Origin of the sequence: Bdellovibrio svalbardensis (genome assembly GCF_029531655.1) — a bacterium.
GTDB lineage: Bacteria > Bdellovibrionota > Bdellovibrionia > Bdellovibrionales > Bdellovibrionaceae > Bdellovibrio > Bdellovibrio svalbardensis.
Genome location: NZ_JANRMI010000001.1, coordinates 458,567 through 477,969, shown reverse-complemented (window position 1 = coordinate 477,969; position 19,403 = coordinate 458,567). Strand labels below are relative to the sequence as shown.

Annotated in this window: 23 protein-coding genes; 7 read left to right on the top strand and 16 right to left on the bottom strand. The window is 45.5% G+C overall.

Annotated elements, in window-relative coordinates; all coding sequences use genetic code 11:
* Positions 1-77: 77 nt before the first annotated feature.
* Positions 78-452, top strand: a complete 375-nt coding sequence (locus NWE73_RS02340) for a hypothetical protein (RefSeq protein ID WP_277576660.1) — start codon at positions 78-80, stop codon at positions 450-452.
* Positions 453-456: 4 nt separating this feature from the next.
* Here the strand turns inward: NWE73_RS02340 and NWE73_RS02335 are convergent, their stop codons facing one another.
* The 11 genes from NWE73_RS02335 to NWE73_RS02285 form a co-directional block, all read right to left on the bottom strand.
* Entirely contained in the window at positions 457-867 is a 411-nt protein-coding gene (locus NWE73_RS02335) for an NINE protein (protein WP_277576659.1), read from the bottom strand.
* A 4-nt stretch (positions 868-871) separates the two neighbouring features.
* Positions 872-1,312: a hypothetical protein gene (locus NWE73_RS02330; RefSeq protein ID WP_277576658.1), complete on the bottom strand. Its 441-nt coding sequence runs from the start codon at positions 1,310-1,312 to the stop codon at positions 872-874.
* Between the two features lie 56 nt (positions 1,313-1,368).
* Complete coding sequence (locus NWE73_RS02325; RefSeq protein WP_277576657.1) at positions 1,369-1,842, bottom strand: CBS domain-containing protein; 474 nt, start codon at positions 1,840-1,842, stop codon at positions 1,369-1,371.
* A gap of 20 nt (positions 1,843-1,862) precedes the next feature.
* Complete coding sequence (gene trpS, locus NWE73_RS02320) at positions 1,863-2,858, bottom strand: tryptophan--tRNA ligase (RefSeq protein WP_277576656.1); 996 nt, start codon at positions 2,856-2,858, stop codon at positions 1,863-1,865.
* A 52-nt stretch (positions 2,859-2,910) separates the two neighbouring features.
* Entirely contained in the window at positions 2,911-4,296 is a 1,386-nt protein-coding gene (locus NWE73_RS02315; protein WP_277576655.1) for an NAD(P)H-binding protein, read from the bottom strand.
* 104 nt (positions 4,297-4,400) lie between these two features.
* Complete coding sequence (locus NWE73_RS02310) at positions 4,401-5,963, bottom strand: RecQ family ATP-dependent DNA helicase (RefSeq protein WP_277576654.1); 1,563 nt, start codon at positions 5,961-5,963, stop codon at positions 4,401-4,403.
* 107 nt (positions 5,964-6,070) lie between these two features.
* The gene (locus NWE73_RS02305; RefSeq protein WP_277576653.1) at positions 6,071-6,790 is read right to left on the bottom strand and encodes a DUF4097 family beta strand repeat-containing protein; all 720 of its coding nucleotides are present in this window, start codon (positions 6,788-6,790) and stop codon (positions 6,071-6,073) included.
* Between the two features lie 82 nt (positions 6,791-6,872).
* Complete coding sequence (locus tag NWE73_RS02300; RefSeq protein WP_277576652.1) at positions 6,873-7,646, bottom strand: cyclic nucleotide-binding domain-containing protein; 774 nt, start codon at positions 7,644-7,646, stop codon at positions 6,873-6,875.
* Positions 7,647-7,830: 184 nt separating this feature from the next.
* Positions 7,831-8,370 (bottom strand): SRPBCC family protein, encoded by a 540-nt coding sequence (locus NWE73_RS02295; RefSeq protein ID WP_277576651.1) that lies wholly within the window; start codon positions 8,368-8,370, stop codon positions 7,831-7,833.
* A 375-nt stretch (positions 8,371-8,745) separates the two neighbouring features.
* On the bottom strand, positions 8,746-9,771 hold the full coding sequence (locus NWE73_RS02290; RefSeq protein WP_277576650.1) for a hypothetical protein: 1,026 nt from the start codon (positions 9,769-9,771) through the stop codon (positions 8,746-8,748).
* 18 nt (positions 9,772-9,789) lie between these two features.
* The gene (locus NWE73_RS02285; RefSeq protein ID WP_277576649.1) at positions 9,790-10,557 is read right to left on the bottom strand and encodes a DUF4423 domain-containing protein; all 768 of its coding nucleotides are present in this window, start codon (positions 10,555-10,557) and stop codon (positions 9,790-9,792) included.
* A 181-nt stretch (positions 10,558-10,738) separates the two neighbouring features.
* Between NWE73_RS02285 and NWE73_RS02280 the strand changes: the two genes are divergently transcribed.
* A complete protein-coding gene (locus tag NWE73_RS02280) occupies positions 10,739-11,233 on the top strand; it encodes a hypothetical protein (RefSeq protein WP_277576648.1) in 495 nt (164 codons plus the stop codon).
* Positions 11,234-11,312: 79 nt separating this feature from the next.
* Here NWE73_RS02280 and NWE73_RS02275 read toward each other — a convergent pair whose 3' ends face one another.
* A complete protein-coding gene (locus NWE73_RS02275; RefSeq protein ID WP_277576647.1) occupies positions 11,313-11,582 on the bottom strand; it encodes a DUF3817 domain-containing protein in 270 nt (89 codons plus the stop codon).
* 310 nt (positions 11,583-11,892) lie between these two features.
* Here NWE73_RS02275 and NWE73_RS02270 point away from each other — a divergent pair, with 310 nt between their 5' ends.
* From NWE73_RS02270 to NWE73_RS02260, 3 genes are all read left to right on the top strand, one after another.
* Positions 11,893-12,540 (top strand): L,D-transpeptidase, encoded by a 648-nt coding sequence (locus NWE73_RS02270; RefSeq protein ID WP_277576646.1) that lies wholly within the window; start codon positions 11,893-11,895, stop codon positions 12,538-12,540.
* A gap of 105 nt (positions 12,541-12,645) precedes the next feature.
* Positions 12,646-13,137 (top strand): GNAT family N-acetyltransferase, encoded by a 492-nt coding sequence (locus tag NWE73_RS02265; protein WP_277576645.1) that lies wholly within the window; start codon positions 12,646-12,648, stop codon positions 13,135-13,137.
* 93 nt (positions 13,138-13,230) lie between these two features.
* Positions 13,231-13,983 (top strand): TerC family protein, encoded by a 753-nt coding sequence (locus NWE73_RS02260; protein ID WP_277576644.1) that lies wholly within the window; start codon positions 13,231-13,233, stop codon positions 13,981-13,983.
* 153 nt (positions 13,984-14,136) lie between these two features.
* On the opposite strand, the gene NWE73_RS02255 is transcribed toward NWE73_RS02260, so the two are convergent.
* Together NWE73_RS02255 and NWE73_RS02250 are read right to left on the bottom strand one after the other, a co-directional pair.
* Complete coding sequence (locus NWE73_RS02255) at positions 14,137-14,412, bottom strand: hypothetical protein (RefSeq protein ID WP_277576643.1); 276 nt, start codon at positions 14,410-14,412, stop codon at positions 14,137-14,139.
* A gap of 24 nt (positions 14,413-14,436) precedes the next feature.
* Complete coding sequence (locus tag NWE73_RS02250; RefSeq protein ID WP_277576642.1) at positions 14,437-15,420, bottom strand: cysteine synthase A; 984 nt, start codon at positions 15,418-15,420, stop codon at positions 14,437-14,439.
* A 162-nt stretch (positions 15,421-15,582) separates the two neighbouring features.
* Between NWE73_RS02250 and NWE73_RS02245 the strand changes: the two genes are divergently transcribed.
* Positions 15,583-17,367 carry an ArnT family glycosyltransferase gene (locus NWE73_RS02245; protein ID WP_277576641.1) on the top strand — a complete coding sequence of 595 codons (1,785 nt, stop codon included), beginning with the start codon at positions 15,583-15,585 and terminating at the stop codon, positions 17,365-17,367.
* 36 nt (positions 17,368-17,403) lie between these two features.
* On the opposite strand, the gene NWE73_RS02240 is transcribed toward NWE73_RS02245, so the two are convergent.
* Together NWE73_RS02240 and NWE73_RS02235 are read right to left on the bottom strand one after the other, a co-directional pair.
* Positions 17,404-18,342 (bottom strand): hypothetical protein, encoded by a 939-nt coding sequence (locus NWE73_RS02240; protein ID WP_277576640.1) that lies wholly within the window; start codon positions 18,340-18,342, stop codon positions 17,404-17,406.
* A 213-nt stretch (positions 18,343-18,555) separates the two neighbouring features.
* Positions 18,556-18,711, bottom strand: a complete 156-nt coding sequence (locus NWE73_RS02235) for a DUF1428 domain-containing protein (RefSeq protein ID WP_277576639.1) — start codon at positions 18,709-18,711, stop codon at positions 18,556-18,558.
* 43 nt (positions 18,712-18,754) lie between these two features.
* Here NWE73_RS02235 and NWE73_RS02230 point away from each other — a divergent pair, with 43 nt between their 5' ends.
* Positions 18,755-19,306: a dihydrofolate reductase family protein gene (locus NWE73_RS02230; protein ID WP_277576638.1), complete on the top strand. Its 552-nt coding sequence runs from the start codon at positions 18,755-18,757 to the stop codon at positions 19,304-19,306.
* Positions 19,307-19,403 lie beyond the last annotated feature (97 nt).

Sequence of the window (19,403 nt, the reverse complement as noted above, 5' to 3'; positions counted from 1 at the left end):
CAGTCTTATAAAGCTGGGCGAAGTCCAGTGATAAGAATCAGTGACCTAGGATGCGAATTAGATGTAAACTGGAAGTCATGTTGGACTACATCGAGATTATTTGCCGTTGGGCTTTCGGATTACAAATGGCTTTTTGGGGACTCAATGGATTTTTCCATTGGGTGGCCATTCCACCTTCAGGTGATGGTGTGACAAGATTTACTGAAGCCTGCATCGAGACTCGCTTCATTATGCCAACAGTAAAGATGATTGAAGTTGTTTGCGGATTACTCTTGTTATGCAAATTCGCGGTGCTGTTAAATCTTTTGATTTTCGCACCCATTGTTTTTGTGATCACAATGCTTCATTTTTTTCACAATCCAAAACCATGGCCCGTGGTGCTGCCGATCACAGTGCCTTTCCTGGTGGCCTTTAGCAGCCACCTGCAACCCTTGATCAGCACATCACTTTAAAATCTTAGCCGTTTATTTCAGAGATCTGGTCGTTCAAGGTCCAAAAATCATACAGGTATCCCAGAGTGAAAAGTCCACCCGTCAAAAGCCAGATAACTCCGGTCACCCATTTACCCATATAAAATCTGTGGACGCCGAACAACCCCAGAAAGGTCAGCAAAATCCAGCAAAGATTGTAATCAATTTTGCCTGACTTAAAACGACGACCGGCAGAGCGATCCATTCCCGGGATCAAAAATAAATCAATGATCCAACCAACTCCCAACAGACCCAGGGTGCAAAACCAGATCGTACCAGAGACAGGTCTGCCATAATAAAATCTGTGTGAGCCCATGAAACCAAAGATCCACAACACATAGCCAATAACGACTGAATGAGTTGAATTTTGCGTAGCTGTTGAATTTTGATTGTCCATCAATCTATTCCTTTAGGAACATGCGTCCTGTAATAACGTAAAGTTCATCACCCTTGCTATCATACCAAATTTCTTTGTAGTCCAAATGTCCACCAGAAACTTGAATCGAATTCTTGATGACCACTGATTCGCTGTATTGTTCTCTCCATTGATAAAGATCACCTTGAACACTTCCAACGACTTCACCGTCGACCAACAAAGCATCACCCTGCTTGATAAACTCCTGGGCAGGAAGATCCAAACCGACGATGCCACAATCAAAATAACCTTTGTCTCTGGTTAGTTTCTCAGCGGACTCTGAGAACTTGAGTTTCATAACCGTGCAGTGAGTTCCCTGACCTTGATAAGTCCACTCACCCCAACCTGTCCACTCACCTCTCAGCGCGGCTTGAGAAACGGAAGCTACAAGTAACAACGACATACATACGAGAATATTTTTAAACATGGTGACCCCTCCCCTTCCAGTAAACTATGGCTAATTCACCAGAGCAAAAGAAAAGTCTAGAGTCCAGTCAGGGAAATCTGGTTCGCAATTTCATCCAAACTTTGCACATCAAATAGAGTCAACGGTGAATGCTTCTTCTCTTCTTGCTCCAAACGATTCGCCAGAAACCACATCAAGTCTTCCGCCGTCACAATGCCAACGACTTCAGGCTTGTCGTCGCCAATTAGAAGACAACTGATTTTCTTTTCAATCATGCGTTTGATGGCCTCACGAAGAGGCATGTCCTGACTGACCCATTCAACGGGTACAGACATAAATGTTTCAACATTATATTTGGAAAGTTCTTTGATATGAGAAAAGTCTTTCCCAGTGAGGACGCCGACAATCTTGCCAACATTATCAACTACCGGGAGGTGGCGTACGCGCAATTCCTGCATGACTTCCACGGCATCCACCATACTTCTGCCAATGGGAATCGAGACCACTTTCCTCGTCATGACATCTTTAGTCTGCGCTGGATGAGAGGTCATAAATCCTCCTTGGAGTGAAGTCAGTAAACGATGCCCATCGCCGATTTTACCTCAGAAAGAGTCTTCGCGGCTACTTCTCGTGCTCGAGCCGTGCCATTACGCAAAACTTCTTGGACATAAGCTGGATCTTTTTGGAATTGCTCACGACGCTGGCGCATGGGCGCAATCATGTTCTCCAAAATATCGATCAAACGTTTTTTAAGAACACCATCACCAAGTCCACCGCGGCGGTAATGTGCTTTCAACTCTTCAACTTCCGTTTGATTGGTATCAAAGATATCCAAGAAAGAGAACACCACATGCCCTTCAACAGTGCCTGGATCCTCCACCTTCAAATGATTTGGATCCGTGTACATCAAGTTTACTTTTTTCTTAATGTCATTTGCCGAATCACCCAGATAAATTGCATTGCCGAGGGATTTGCTCATTTTCGTCTTTCCATCAATTCCAGGAAGACGCCCGACGGAGCCAATCAAAGATTTCACTTCCTTGAGGCACTCGGTTTTATAAAGATAGTTAAATCGTTTCGCAATTTCATTAGTCTGTTCGATCATAGGATTCTGATCTTCGCCAACGGGAACGAGATCTGCTTTGAACGCCAAAATGTCGGCAGCTTGGCTGACCGGATAGCAGAAGAAGCCAGCGGGGATGGAGTCCTTCATGTTCTTCTGACGAATCTCATCCTTGATGGTTGGATTGCGCTCAAGACGCGCGACCGTGACCAGATTCATAAAGTAAAATGTCAGCTCATAAAGTTCTGGAATTTGTGACTGGATGAAGAATGTACTTTGTGCGGGATCCAAGCCCACCGCCAGATAATCCAATGCCACTTGTTCAACATTCGTGCGCACTAGATTTGGATTGTCATAATAATCAGTTAAAGCTTGAGCATCCGCGATGATCACAAATTGCTGATAGTCTGCCTGCAATTTAACGCGATTTTGCAAAGAGCCTACGTAGTGTCCCAAATGAAGAGGGCCGGTTGGACGATCGCCAGTAAGAATGATTGGTTTCATAGAATCTCCCTCTAGTAAAATACTGGAAGGGTCCTTTTAATTCAAGACTATCCTATGTCGACACGGGAGCCGCACGTCCCTCTTGCCTTTTCAGATATCGCTTAAATTCCGTCATCACCCAAAGATGAAAGACCGCTTGGGTGGAGGTGTAGACAAACCAAGGAAGTTTCGGTTTAAAGTCATGAATCGCAGCAAGACAGGCCCGACCACCGAGAACTTCTCGGAACTCAAGACGCCCTCGCCCTATCTTTTGCGACAAAAGGCCCCCACGAACATAGAAAAGCTGTCGGTTGCGCCAACTTCGCTCCGGAGAATACTCAAGCTCTAGCAAAGTGAATTTCGGAAATCTATTTTCAAAATAAACCCAAGAATCTTTCACCCTGACATTTACAAAAAGGGGACGCAGTTTTGGCAGAAAATCCATATAGGCCTTCGCGACATCCTCGGCACTCCACCCCTTGGGCAATGGCAGTCTTTGCACCGAACGCGCTTCGAAACGCCCGATCTCTGGCTTTTTAAAGGCATGGGGTTTTGCATGGTGATCATATGATTGATTGGCCTCTTGCAAAGCCTGCTCAAGACTCAGACTTGGATGACCTGGCACTTTAAACTCATGATCTTTTCGCGCGACAATTGAAAATCTCAAACCCTCAATCAATGGGCGAACCAAGCTTTTAGGTGCCCCCGTGACACCGCATACCCACAAGGTTGAAAGCCCAGGTGTCACGAATGGAAAAGGGATACATCTTCGTTTCAGTCCCTTGAAGGCGGCCACCTTCAGCATCATATCCCGATAACTGAGAATATCGCTTCCCCCCAAATCGAAGGTTTTATTCTCAAATTCAGATTTACCCAATGCATACGCAATACTGCGACAGACATCCGACAAGGCCACTGGCTGATTCAAGGTGCTCGTCCATGATGGGCAGACCATCACGGGCAACCGCTCTACCAAGCGGGTCATGATGTGAAAGGAAGACCCTTCGCCGCCAATGATCACTGCAGCTCTGAAGATGATGGCAGGCACTTTGCTTTGCTCGAAGACTTCTTCAACTTCACGACGGCTCTCAAGATGCTTGGACGGGCGTCCTTGATTTTCCGGGACCAAACCTCCCAGATAAATAATTTGTTTCACACCACAGCGCTCTGCCGCTTTGACAAAGTTGTCGGCAACAATCAAATCAAAATCTTCGAAGGATCCTTGCGAAAGGTGAGCCGAGGGCCGCATAGAGTGGACAAGATAAACCGCAACGTCTGCACCTTGCAGACCTTTTTCCGCATCCAGCAGGCTAAAAAGATCGCAGGCGCGCCATTCAATATTTTTTTGTGAGTCTTTTTTATTAGAGCGACTGAGCGCAATCAGATCATAATCTCGAGATAGCGCATTCATCAGCGCTTTGCCAACAAATCCACTTGCCCCCGCAATTGCTACTCTCATAAATCCCCCGAAAGATCATCATCAGCCCAAAGGAGATAAATGTCGTCGAAAAAAATAAGGGAGCTCCGTTGTCGAATGACTTGATTCTTGCGGACTGAACCTTCCTAGTGACGGTGGCCGAGCTCTGCCAAGAGATCCCATCCGTATTTTTCCAGTTTAGACTCGCCGATACCATGAATGTTCTTAAGCGCATCCAGGCTGCTCGGATTGTGGACTGCCAAATGTCGCAAGGTCTGATCACTGAAGACGACAAAGGCCGGAGCATCAATCTCTTTGGCCTTTTCTTTACGCCAAGCCTTTAGAAGCTGGAAGCGCTGTTCTTGCATTTGATCAAGCACAAGAGTTCCCACATCGTTTTTGCTTTTTGATGATTTTCTGGTCTTCGTTGTTTTCATCTCCGCCGACACTGGAGATTTCGGGATTTCCGGAACCGGAACCCGACGATTTGAATTTGGAATGCAGGTATCACAATGACCGCAGCGTTCAATTCGCTGAGCATCTTTGTAATAAGTCAGAATCTCGGCATGACGGCATTCACCACCTTCAGAATAATTCACCAAAGCTTCCAGATTGCGCCAACGGGCGTTCTTAATTTCTTGAGGGGCTTCAGAACTGGAAATGAAGTAACCCTGCAATCCCTTGTCTTTTCGAGAATAGAGCATCAAACAAGTTGAGTCGGCACCGTCACGGCCCGCACGTCCCATTTCCTGATAAAGGGCATCGATATTCGCAGGCATTTGATAATGCACAACCAAGCGAACGTTCGGCTGATCGATTCCCATTCCAAAGGCGTTGGTCGCCACGAGAATTCTTAAATCACCCCGGGCATAGGATTCTTGAGTGGAAGTGCGCTCTTCATTGCTCATTCCTGCGTGATAATAGCCAACGTTAGAAAAACGCTTTTGCAAGAAGCCCGCAAGACTTTCAGTAACTTTGCGAGTGCCGCAGTAAACGATAATGCGACCCTGCGGTGTGCGCTTGATTGCTTCAAGCAACATCAAGGATTTCGCTTCATCATCGGCACAGAATTCAACCTGGTAATACAAATTCGGGCGATAGAATCCATGCACATGACGTTCAGGAGTCTTAAGCTGCAGATGTTTTGCAATATCTGCCAACACCGTCGGTGTGGCGGAAGCGGTGAGCGCCAGGATCGGAACATCCGGTCTTATTGATTTTAGAATATTGAGTTGGGCGTACTCTTCGCGGAAGTCATGCCCCCATTGCGATACGCAGTGAGCTTCATCGATCGCAAAAAGTGCGATAGGTCTTTTCAGAATCCAGCGTTGAAACCCCTCTTTTTGCGCTCTTTCCGGGGAAAGATACAGGATGTAAGCTCCACCTTTATCGATATCGACAAAAACTTCACGCTTTTCAAAGTCAGATTGTCCGGAATAAAGTGCACCTGCAGGGATTCCCTTTTTTTGCAGTGACGCGACCTGATCTTTCATCAAAGCGATCAACGGTGAAATCACGATGACAAGCTTACCTTCCGCCACCGCAGGAAGTTGAAAGCACAAGGACTTACCACCACCCGTCGGCAGAACCGCCAGCACGTCCTTCCCTGACAAAGTGTCAGAGATAATTTCCTTTTGACCGATACGAAATGCATCAAGCTTAAAAGAATCGTGGAGGGTTTTTTCCAGAGGAAGAGGCGGAGTTTTCATAGGCACCACTTTCGTTGCAAACTGCCTGACTTGCAACGAAGATTCTCAAGTTCTTTTTAAGTCTGTTTAAAGCTCAGTTAGGAAGCACATTGGCATCCGGACAATGCCTAGTTTTTAAGAATATTAAGATTTCCGCTTCCCGCTTTGTAGATAACCTTGAATTTGGCTTTCTTAGTTTCGCCAATCTCATTCGTCACTTTGCCCGAACCGATTTTAGACTCGAGTTCAAACTTGGTATCCGCCGGCAGTGTCAGATCCGCATTGCCAGAACCGGTTTTGATTTCAATCTCGCCTTTTGCCGGCACCTTGGCATAAGTCACCTTATGCGCACCACTGCCAGCAAAGAAATGGGCATCGCCCTGCAAGCCCTTTACTGTCGTCGTTCCTGAGCCAATTTTACCGTCAATTTTAACAATCTCGGAATCAATCGAAACGTCACCGCTGCCGACTTTGTAGTCGATCACGCCTTTGGTATTCAAAATAGTCAGATTCCCAGAACCTTGCTTGATATTCAATTTCACATTGACCGGAAGATTGATTGTGAAATTAACAACGCAGTCTTTTCTCATGAAGCTTTTTTGATCGACCTTCACTTTGACTTCAGTGCCTTCTTGAAGGATCTCCATACGGCAGTCTTCTGGAAACTTCTCTTGCTCTGCAACCACGATGGCCTTCTCAGAGGTCACCCCTGTGATATTGATCGCACCCTGCATGTTTTCGATTTCTAAAGACTTCACATATTTGGCATCAAATTCTTTGGTCTCAGTTTTTGCGGCAAAAGCTGAGTGAGTGGCCAAGGCGATAACTGCAAGCGCGAGAAATTTCACTGAGGACTCCTTTAGAGAAAACTCTGACTAGATCAGAGCCCTCTTACGATAATCAGAGTCCCCAGCAGGATCAACTACTTTGCTAGCTGGCAAGGGCTTTATTGGCCTTCTTCAGTCTTTGCGCCAAGGTTTTCACCAAGGCCTTTGCCCATGAGGGTTTCGAAAAGATCACGTTGTCCAAAGAGCTCATCGGAATTTCAATTAATTCCACGTCGGTAAGAGCCTCCACTGTGGCCGAACGAGGTTCATGATTGAAATGACCCATTTCACCGACAAACTCACCTGAATTAATGTCACCCAAATCGACCCGGCTGCCTTCACGACTGTCAGCATAAGCACGCAGAATTCCATTTTTGACAATGTACACGACACGCGTGTCCTCGCCCTCCTTAAACAGAACATCCCCTTTGGTCAGATGAATCAGTTTAAAGTCAGAGGCCTTGGAGGACTTGGAACTTGCAGTTTGTTTCGGAGCAATGACCTTGGAAACACAGGCAATGATGGCTTCTTCGCTGTCAGGCTCCCGCAGGAATTGAACGCGCCCCTTTTGGACTTCTTGAGGATAAAGACTCGGATCAGCCGCATAGGACATGATCACGATATGCGACTCCGCATTGTTCTTTTCTTTTAAGATTTTCGCCAGAATCTCCATCCCAGAACCGCGAGGGAGAAACTCATCAATAAAAATCATTCGCGGTCTGACATTGTCGACTTTGTATTTCACATCAAACCAATCGCAGGCGTGAAAGACACTGGAGTTTGCGAAGTTTTTCCCCAAGGTTTCGGTGAGACTGGCAATACGGCCTTGATCTCCGCTGACAATAAAGAATGTGTTTTTATCTGAATGACGAGCCATATTTAAAACCTTCCGTAATCTTAAATGTCTCTTCATGCGAAACATTATCTCTACGTACTTTGTCTTATTATCTCTCTGTCTCTGGGAACTCACAAGATGACCCCAAAAACAAATCAATGGCTGTCTTGGTTTGAGTCAACAATACTAGGCCGACACAGATATCTGTCTCCGAATGAGAGCACCTCTAGGGTGCTTCCGCTTCAACCTTTCCCTTGAGTTGCTCCAGACTCTTTTGCAAATTCTTTCCCAACATAGAGTCCATTAGATAACCCATAATCTTATAAATGGGATTCGCGCCCATATTACCTGTGTCTCGCCAAGTCACCTTGGTTCCCTCTGGGTGCGGCTCCATGTTTATACTTCCATACACAACAAAACCCGCACCTTCCGTAGAGACCTCAAAATCAATCCCACTGTGGATATTGGCCTTGGTGATTCTTTGCACTCCGCTTCCCACCTTCTCAGATGTCCAAGAGCGACTGGCACCTTCTCCCCCCTCGGGCCCTGTATAGGTAAACTGAATATTGGAATCTTCCTTATCAAACGAGTTCCATTGCGGCCATCCGGTTTTGATATTGGCAATATAGGGATAGATTTTTTCAGGCGGGGCTTTAATGATGATAGATCTTTCGACGCGCCAGTTGGAGGGAAGAAAGAAGCCGATCGCGACCAGAATAAGGATAGCGCCAAGAGCGGAACCAAGAATGAACTTGATGACTTTCATAGAAGCTCCTTCCACTTAAATGCTACCCCTCGTCGCAACGATGTCGACCATTTTTATAGATGGCAAATGTCAGACTTGGATGTCCACAAACACTAAATGTTTTGTCCTGCCAAAGATCAGTGTATTTTGAGTTATCTAAGTAAAACTATAGTCCTAGAATTCAGACATAAGCGAAAGGATGTTGCAGATGAAAAGCTTAATAGTAATCATGGCAATTCTTAGCATACTGACTATCGCCCAAGCTGCGCATATATAACTCATTATCGACTGCGATTTCACTTGGGCTCTTCAGCATTGATGCAGAAAAGCGCAGTTGAAATTGCGGCCGATACAATCTACCCAAAAAACAAAGCCCACTTTCGTGGGCTTTAAAAACTACATCAAGGTGTGCAAAGGATTGATTGGAAGCTTGATCAGCTTGTACCAAGGTTCGCGGTATTGATTCATCTCCACAGAGGTTCTGTCGAGCACCCATTTGCCATTGATTTTGTTGGCGGTAAAACCAATCGCCATCTTGTAATCGTTATTACGAATGCCAATATCAGTTTTGTAAACGCAGTTATTAGAAACATTGCCAATAATACGAACAGTCAATGTATCACCTTTTTCAGAAAACTTATCCCAATGTACATTGTGGAACAAAGATCCTGCTGGCTTCTTGTTTAAAAGTTCAAGATCCGGCAATGGCAAAATTGGAATTGGGATTGTAATGGCATAGCACATCGCAGTTTCTTCATACATGCGACTGATATCGAGCACGTCGTCACCGATATTAAGCAGAACCTCCGGGAATGAGGAAACTACATTCGGATTGAGAACATTGGCTGAAATTTCCGAAGTCCAAGGGATTAAAGGCGTTGAAATAAACTTCTGCTGAAGAAGCATGGAAGCTCGCACGCCAATGAGGTCTAACTCTTCATGAGAATAGCTCCCCTGGTGATGTCCCATCTCATGAATTAGAATTGCCACCGCCTCAGGGATTGTAACGGGATCATAGCTGTTAGCTTCATTTCTGCTATAAAGAAGATCTGAGTTGATGTAGATCGGGCTGCCGACTTCACTCCCGGTCTTCGCAACTCTTACCAAGCCGTCGATAATATATGTTCCGGGCATTTTTTTCTCTGAAGAGAAGAACAATTGCTGCATGGATTTTTCGCGCGGCAAGGTCGCAAGAATTTGACGAAGAACGATCTTTTGTCGCTCATTCAATTTGCAAGCATCGGAGTTGAGGCAGATTAGAATGTATTTATCCAGCTTTTCGTATGCGTAAAACACATTCTTTTCAGCGATGCCACCGCCGTTATTGACCATATCACCGCCGCGGGCGAAAGCCGCAGAAGTGCTGAAGGAAGCTATCGCCATCAAACATGCAGACAAGACAAACTGATTTAACTTAATCATCTTTTATCCTCCGTAAAACTACTTCGACGAAGTCGAAGTGTCAGAAAGTTTCGTTATCGGGAACAACTGGAACGAAAGCGTATAAACCTCTGTTACGGCCCCGTCTTCTAGCAGATCAGCTATTTTTTTACGAGTTTTAGTTAATAGCTCCTTAGCCTGTGGCAGTTTTTCAGGGTTCACCGGCATTGTAATAGAACCAAATTCGCGCGTGTGAACAGGGTCACGATGTAATGAAGCCTCTGCCAATTGCAAATTCTGGCTGTGGTGCTTTCTAATTGCAGCTGAAGGGATATCTCGCGAAGTCGCAATTGGAGTAGTTGTTCTAGTCATGCGCCCTCGAGTCTTTTTTACAAGATTCAAACTGAGTAAACGCTCTAGTGCCTCTTCGGCTTCAGACTTTTTGATTCCTAATCTTTCTGCAATCCAAGCGGGGGTCGCTTGATTATCTTTGATCTTCGCAAGATTCAGAATCGCTATGTAGTGCCAGTCTGCGATCAAACGAAATGTCATTTCATCCAAATACGTACGATCATCCACTTCCGGACGACTTGCTTGATCTTTATAGTCCGACCACAACTTCTCTTTCTCCAAGGGAGAAACCAAAAGACGTTCCATCACCTTCTGCAGGTTGGTCTTCGATAAAGAGCGCTTATCTGCAAGAACATCAGACAAGGTCGTCACACCAATATTCAGATCGCGCGCAAAGGCTCTTAAGGAATAAGAGGAGTTGCGTGTCTGCCTTTTGGCAAGTTCCGTCAGGAGTAAATTTTTTACAGTGATTTCCATGCGTCTTATATATGCCAACGATTTCTGCAACGCAAGTATTCGGAACACTTTGTCCCGTTTTTACAAGTCGGGACACAATGTCCCGATCACCCCCTAGACAGCCGGAACTTTCTAAAATACCTATAGCCCATCACCGCATGTAGCGGAAAAACAAAAACACAAACTCTCAAGGAGTATGAAAATGAAAAAAGTTATGTTGGTTATCGCGATGGTTTTGGGAACAGCTTCTGCACACGCTTTGGAAGCTCCAGCTTGGGCATGTAACTTGGCTTTCAAAGGTGAAGCTCGTGGATTCAAAGTTATCTTGGGTGACTATGCTTATCAGGGTAAGGGCGATTTGAACTGCGTAAGCCTTTCAGGTGCAACAGCTCACTATCCAGTGAACGTAACTATGAAAGCGAAACCGCTTTCTCCACAAATTGCTTTCGGTCGCATGGAGTTGACTGGTCAAGCTGCTGAAATCGCTTTGTTTGACACAAACCCAGCTTCAATCTTGGGTACTTATTATGTGGCTCAAGCTCAAGGCGCTATCTTGGGTGGCGTTGGTCTTATCACTGCAACTCGCGTAGATTTGCCAACTATGGCTCTTAAAGTTTCATTGCAGTTCGCAAAAGGTTTCGGTGTAAACCTTGGCTTGAACAGAATGGACATCACTTTGGATCAAGATCGTAACTAGTTCCTAATATCCTTGAGTTGAACTCAAGGATATCCCAAGGCCAGGCGGTGTGGTGCTGCCTGGCTTTCCTTATTTCTTCCTAGAGATATTTCTTCTCGAAAAAGAAAGTTCCAAATGGAACTGAAGACAAAATAACTGCCATCAACAGTTTCATTTTCTTCCAGTCATGTGAGATTGCCAAATTCACGGCCATCACGACATAAAGCAAAAACAACATCCCATGTGCCTGCCCAACCATGCGAACCATTTCGGGTTGCCCCATCACATATTTCATTGGCATTGCGATAAACAACAAAACCAAAAGAGAAATGCCTTCTAACCATCCAAGCACTCTAAAGCCTTTGATCACTTTTCACCTCTATGGACAAATGTGTTCGACACCAATACCCACAGAGTCGACAGCAGGCAAATGCCAATGCATGACCCACTGCGGGATTTCTGTTCACAACTGTTTAATGACTATCACCTGCCGTTAATCATCTACCTTCGACACATCCTTTCCACCCTGCCACGAGAAGTCCTGTGGGGGACCGCAAAAAGAATACAAAAATTATGTCAGCTATCTTTTGAGGACTAGGAAAATAAAGTTCTTTGAACGCGCAGGCGTAAACTAAGAGCAAGAAATGACAGTGAACCCACTAAACTTAATGAGGTGTGACATGAAAACAAAGCATCAATTAGCATCCCTCGTTGTAGCATTACTCTTTTCGATGACAATTCCCGTCAACTCACAGGCCTCGAACGAGCCTGACCCCGAAACGACAAACGTCATCGAAGAGCTCAATCCCTTCGATCCCAACATTGAACAAACTTTGCAACAGATCGATGAGATCTACGAACGCGAAACCGGCAAATCAGCCCATCTGGAAAACAGCATTATGGATGACATCATCGGAATCTTTGGAGGCTGTTCACGCAATAGTTGCGCTGTGTGGGCACAAGTCGTGAAATCATCGCAAAGAATGTATCTTTACGTAAATGGAAGTTTGCGTGGCTCTTGGGCGGTTTCTACTGGTATGGCGGGTTACGGCACTCCAAACTTCGATCGCCATCCTGACGGACGTATCTACGACGCCTATACTTCGGGAAAATACCCAGGCGGAGACTACAACGGACTTGGTAATATGCCTTATGCCGTCTTCATCACGGGAGGCTATGCTTTGCACGGCACACCTCGAGGCAATTGGCCTAAGCTCGGCACCCCCGCCTCACATGGCTGCATTCGCATGCATCCGGATAATGCCTATATGTTCAATCGATTGGTTCGAGCCAACGGTAAATCAAATGTCTGGATCACTGTGCAATGATTTGCACCAGCTGACTCAGAACGGTAGGGGTCCACGCTCTTCGGAAAACGCGACCTCTACTGCTATCTAATGACACCTTCTGAAAGTCCGTCTACAATCCCCGTCATGAGCAATAACATTCAGATTACCTGGGCTACTGAAAACGACATTCCTACGATTTTACACTTCATCAAGGAACTTGCGAAATACGAAAAGCTGGAACATGAAGCCATCGCCACCGCAGAATCGATGAAGAAGAATCTCTTCGGCGATCGAAAATTCGCAGAAGTTATTTTCCTCGAAGAATCCTCCAAGAAAGTTGGCTTCGCACTCTTCTTTCATAGCTTCTCGACTTTTTTAGGAGCACCCGGGCTTTATCTTGAAGACCTCTTTGTACTCCCAGAATATCGCGGCAAAGGTTATGGAAAAAAACTTCTTTCGACCTTGGCAAAAATCGCTGTGGAGCGCGAGTGCGGAAGACTGGAATGGTCTGTTCTTGATTGGAATCAGCCGGCAATTGATTTGTATCTTTCGATGGGATCAAAACCTATGGATGAATGGACCGTCCATCGCGTTACGGGCGAGGCCCTGAAGAATCTCGCACATCAGACAATATAGAATTAATAATTGTTAAAAACGGATGTCACAATCCGCATACCCAAGGCTGATAAATCCGTTTATAAGTAAGGGCGAACACAAAGGAGTTCTTTCATGATCGAAATGCTCGCGAATCCCCAGGTATGGATCGCTTTCTTCACGCTCTTTGCACTGGAACTGGTGCTAGGAATTGATAACGTCATCTTTATCTCAATCCTCGCTGGAAAACTTCCAAAGGACCAACAACAAAAAGCCCGAATGACTGGTCTTGGACTTGCGGTCTTCACGCGCATTCTTCTTTTGATGTCACTCTCTTGGATCATCGGCCTCACAGAACCTTTGTTTGCAGTCTTTGGGCACGAGCTGTCTGGTCGCGACCTGATTCTTCTTTTGGGTGGTCTGTTCCTGATCTTCAAAAGCACTCTTGAGATTCACCACAAACTTGAAGGTGTCGAAGGCAGTCAGTCAAACTCTGTCGCGCACTCCTTCAATGCGGTGATTTTCCAAATCCTGTTGCTTGATATCGTATTCTCATTGGATTCCGTCATCACGGCTGTGGGTATGGTCAGTCAGCTTTCTGTGATGGTTGCGGCGGTTCTGGCATCTACTTTGGTAATGATCTTTTCAGCAAAGACTATCAGCGACTTCGTCGATGCCCATCCTTCTTTAAAGGTCCTTGCTTTAAGCTTCCTGTTGATGATTGGCTTCACTTTGATCGTCGAATCAGTCGAAGTGCATATTCCTAAAGGTTATGTCTATTTTGCGATGGCATTCTCAATTCTGGTTGAAATGCTCAATATAAAAATGCGCAAGAAACAAAACGTTGAGCCCGTCAAACTCCACGAGCGCGTAGTTAAAGATAAATAGGCTTCATGAAAAATGAGGCAACGTTACTATTACCCGCATCTCTGACAAGGTGTGGGTTTTCCTTTACAAGCGAAGAAGCAACGCAACACCATCGCCGGTGTTGCATTGCTTCTTCGGTTAAAAAAGGCACTCTCCCCTTTTTCTATCCCGAAATTAAATCTTCTTCTTTTCCAAAACCGTGGCAATCACAATGGTGCCATTCTTAATACTCGTGGCTTCCAAAACAAATTCTGTCTTCTTGTCTTGAATCACAGAAAACTTCCCCTTGCGATTGACGGGCTTCGGTGAGGTGAACGAGCACTCATCGTAAGGCTTACGAGAGACAAACTCTTTACCCAGCACATTTTTAACTTCAGCGGGATGTTGGATCAATTTCCAGTCTTCCAACTCCCCGACCTTTTTACCGCTTTCGTAAAGTACATATCCCATGTTGAGCCCCCGTGACTTCAGTCTTCAATACAAAGGCTCTGGCTGCAAAGCTTTTTCACTCAAAAAATTTTGATTAAATACTTTCGATTGATAGCGAACCGCAGAGTCACAAAGGACTGTGACGATATTTTTTCCCGAGCCCTTATTCTCCAACGCATATTTGTAGGCAGCGAAAACATTCAAAGCTGCAGATGTTCCCACGAGCACTCCATCGTGTTTTGCCAGATGGTAAAGCATCGAAATCATCTCTTGATCACTTACTTGAACGGCATCATCAATCACGGCCTCTTTAAAGTTGGCCGTCAAACGCATAATACCAATGCCTTCGGTGATTGAAGATCCCGTCGCTGCAAGTTGCCCCGTTTTCAAATACGAATGAAGGCCTGAACCAAAGGGATCCACCAAACGCACATGGATACTTTTGTCTTTTGATTTCAGAAACTTTGAAACGCCCGCTAATGTCCCGCCTGTGCCCACCGCAGATATAAAGGCATCGATCTCTCCGGCAGTTTGTTCCCAAATCTCGGGACCTGTGGTTTTGAAGTGCATCTTGTAGTTTGCGGTATTTTCAAATTGATCAGCCCAAAAGCTTTGATTGCGCTCTGCTGCGATCCTCTTGGCTGTATGGTAAAAGTGATTTTCATTGGCAAAAGGACAAGGTGGAACCGTCACCAGCTCAACACCAAGAGCTCTTAGAGTGTCATACTTTTCTTGCGACTGATTGTTCGGCATGACAATTACACACTTATAACCTTTTTGCGCAGCAATCGTCGCCAAACCAATTCCCGTATTCCCAGCGGTGCCCTCTACAATTGTATATCCAGGTCTTAAAAGGCCCTCGTGTTCCGCCGCTTCAATAATCCCCAAGGCTGCGCGATCTTTTACACTTCCACCGGGATTCAGGAACTCCGCTTTGCCATATATTTCACAGCCAGTGGCATCAGAAAGAGATTTAATCTTGATAAGTGGTGTTTGACCGACAGTTTGCGCGACATTTCCAGTTTGCATTTTTCCCCCAACTATTTTTACCCCGGAATGACTTCACCATCAAGCCGTCACGATGACTCCAATTACAAGTTCTTCATTCTCGCCAGAACAAATCGCCTGTCGTGCTCACCTGAATGATTCGTAACTTGAGGCCCGGGTTGGCAATGCCTATAAGCGTGCTCTATGTCTATTCGCAGCCTTTTACACAAACCTCATTTTCTTTTAAAACTTGGCATCGTGGTCATTCTCGGCATTATCGCATGGTTTTGTGCCGTGACACCAAGATGGGATACAACTGAGGTCATTTATCCTGACCTCTATACAGACTATCAAGCTCCTTCATCCTTGGTTCAAAATCGCAGCCACGAAAATGGTTTGTACTGGATGAAATTCAAGGTGGCACCACAGCTCTTTCCTTTAGAGCGCCTTCGCCTGCGTATATGGGGCTGCTTGGATTTCATCACAACAAATAATCGCGAATGGAATCTACCTACCAACGAAAAACTTCGTTGTGACAATCAAAATGGAATGCTGTTGCGCCAAGCCTCATCGACCTTCAAAGAAGCCACCACGTGGAGCTTCTCGGGACAAACAAATGGGGGTCGCTATGGGGTTTATCTTGAAAAGGATTGGACAGAGCCTATTTTGATTTTTGCACTCGGTATCTTATTTCTCGTTATGGCGGGAATGCTCTACTCCACTCTTCCTATTCAGAACAAAAAATGGAGAATGTTCGCCATCCTCATTCTAGGTGCTGGATTCGCGTTACGATTCTACTCCGTCTTCATTATCAGCCCACCGCAGATAACTCTTCAATCGGATATGGCTGGATATTTCCAAAGAGCCGTGGAAATTCTTCGTGGTGAATACAACTTGGATCAAAACTTTCAACCTCTCGGTTATACCTTTTGGTCCCTGTTAATGCGCGCAATTGGTGGGTGGGAACTTCTTAATTGGAGCCAGGTCTTTGCTTCCTGGGGTACATCGCTTCTAATTTTTCTGATGGCACTTGAGTATTTCGGCCTGATGGCTGGTTTATTCAGCTTGATCCTCGCTACATTGCATTTTCCGCAAATCAGCTTCGCTTCTTATCATTTGGCGGAATGCCTCTACACGTTTCTTCTTACCTTCGCAATGTGGTGGATCTTCCGAACCTTCAAAAAAGAGCAGCCTTGGAAATACTTTGTCGCAGGTCTACTCTTGATGATCAGCTTCTACTTTAAAGGTAATCACGCGGTTTTTGTTCCTCTCTTTAGTATCTTGTTGCTATTGAAAGACAGAACCGATTTAAAAAAATCTTTGCGCAATGTCTCGGCAATGGCTCTAGGTTGTATTGTCATCATGACGCCTCACTTAGCTTGGACTCAATATGCATATAACAAAGCAATGCCCGGTCCTACAGCGGGAGGCTTAAATTTCGTCGAAGGGAAATGTCCTTGGAAAAATAATCAGGACTCTGCGGGAAACAACTGGATGTCTCCTCTTTTCAACGAGACCGGTGAGCGCGCCAGCAAAAAGTGGCCACGCCCCTTCACCGATCAATCTTACTTCTGGGGTGAAGGCATCAAGTGTGTACAAGAAAATCCGCAGATTATGCTCACAAGTTTCCGCTATATCTATTACCTCTTTGCAGGCAATGAGCTTTGGCCGGCGGGCTTCAATCACACCTTCGTAGCTGTCTATGGACCTTGGAAGAATATCTACTATTATCTTTTGCTCCCAATGAGTTTGTTGGGATTCATACTTCTTTATCTACGTGGGCACAAAGAAAGCCAAGTCCTTGCAATGTTGATGCTTTCTATTTTTCTTACGGTCTATATTTTCAAATCTGAAAATCGTTTCCGAGTACCTGTGGATATGACTTTGATTATTTGGAGTGGCTATTCACTATCCTGGATTTTCGCAAATATCCGATCCCTCTTCTCTGCAAAGATCGAATTGCCAAGACTTGAACAGACCGACTCGTGAACTAAGTATCCCGTCACGAGTCAGTCTTTACTTTAACTATCTATAAGCCCTAAACCAAACCGCATTGTCAGTTCCGATAACAAAAACAAGGATGCGGTTTAAAGAAGAAGAATCTGCGCTAGGTCCCGAGATCAATCCTCCGCCCAAAGATTCCCATCCAGACCAACCCCCACTGTACCATTTGTGCCAGAGGGCATTGTCTGTCCCGCGCACAAAAACATCGAGACGACCTGAAGCCCAAGAGGAAACATCAGGAGCAGAAGTTAAAATACCTCCTAAAGATTCCCAGCCCGACCAAGCACCACCAGTAAACCACTTGTGCCAAAGAGCATTGTCAGTTCCTCGCACAAAGACATCAATGCGACCGCTTCCCCACGAAACCGCAGCAGGATCTGAAGTTAAGATTCCACCGAGGGACTCCCAACCTGACCAGGCACCACCCATAAACCATTTGTGCCAGAGGGCATTGTCGCCACCACGGACGAAGACATCAAGTCGTCCACCCGACCATGTCGCAGCAGCAGGACCCGAAGTTAAGCCTCCACCCAAAGATTGCCAGGCTCCCCATGAACCATGTAGGAACGTTTTCTGCCAAAGAGCATTGTCTCCACCTCTTGCGAAAACATCGATACGATTCGGTCCCCAACAAGCCGCTGCGGGAGATGAGGTTAAGAATCCACCGAGTGATTTCCAGGCTGACCAAGAATAGCCATTCCAACTTTTAACCCAAAGTGCGTTGTCAGCGCCCTTTACAAAGACATCGGTTTTATATCCTGATCGAGAACACGATGCCGGATCAGAAGTGGCGATTCCTCCAATGCTTGACCATGGAGACCAGCCAGGGGCCGTCGGATCATCATGCTGTGGCGATATGGCAGTGGGTGGGCCGGGTTGAAGAATAGAGACAGTCTCTGTTGCGAGGGCTGTCGTCGCGAAAAACATTGAAACAAGAAGTAACTTAACATCAAAACGCATATCTTCCTCCTTTGAACTTTGCGCGTAATTGAAATCTTGATGGAAAGTTAACTAAAGAGAAGATGTGCCGCTAGATGAATCGTTAGGAGTGCTAAAAAGCCTTATCTCATAATGTTAAAGGAAATCTATCTGTGATTTGTCGAGCAATTTCGCTCGCTGATGGTCTGTGCAGAAAAAAGTCGGAAAGCTTTTACCAGCCGACTTTGATGATAACTATTCAACTGCCACTAAAAGAGAGAAGCCACCGACAACCATACGTTTCGGATCTATGAACGAAGGCTCCATATTCATTTTCGACATCTTCGGATCTTTGCTCATCAGTTTAAAAATATTGTGTGTATTTGTAAGGGCCATTGCAATTTCTCTCATCTGTTCTGAATAATAAACCTTGAGTGCATTTAGGAGATTGATGATGAGAAAAATTATTTTCTGCAACCTCATGACTATCGACGGATTCTTCGAAGGACCCCAGCAAGAAATTGATTGGCACTATGCCGATGAAGAGCATGATAAGTTTGCCGTGGAGCTGCTAAACTCTGTGGATACAATGATCTTCGGAAGGAAAACCTATCAGCTGATGGAAAAAGCCTGGGCTCACGCCTCCACCCAATCATCGCCCATAGTAAAAAGCATGAATGAATTGCCCAAGCTCGTATTCTCTCGAACCCTGGAAAAAGTGGAGTGGGAGAATTCAAGACTGGCCCAAGGAGCAATCTCAGACGAAGTCGCAACCATCAAAAAACAACCTGGCAAGGACGTCGTTATCCTTGGAAGCGCCGAATTGGCGGCCTCCTTTATGAAGCTCAGGCTGATCGACGAATACCAAATTCTTCTCAACCCGATTCTTCTTGGAAAAGGAAATCCCCTGTTTAAAGAGATGGACGAGCGCATGAAGCTCTCGCTAATCAGATCCAAGGTCAGAAAGAACGGCGTGGTTGAGCTGTATTATAGGAACCAAATCTAGGACTTTCCCGCGGCTTGGCTATGAAGTTTTTGCAGGGGAATCAGGGCAGAAGTGCCTTTTTCCCTTGGGTCGGATACTTTTCCCCTATCACAGGGCG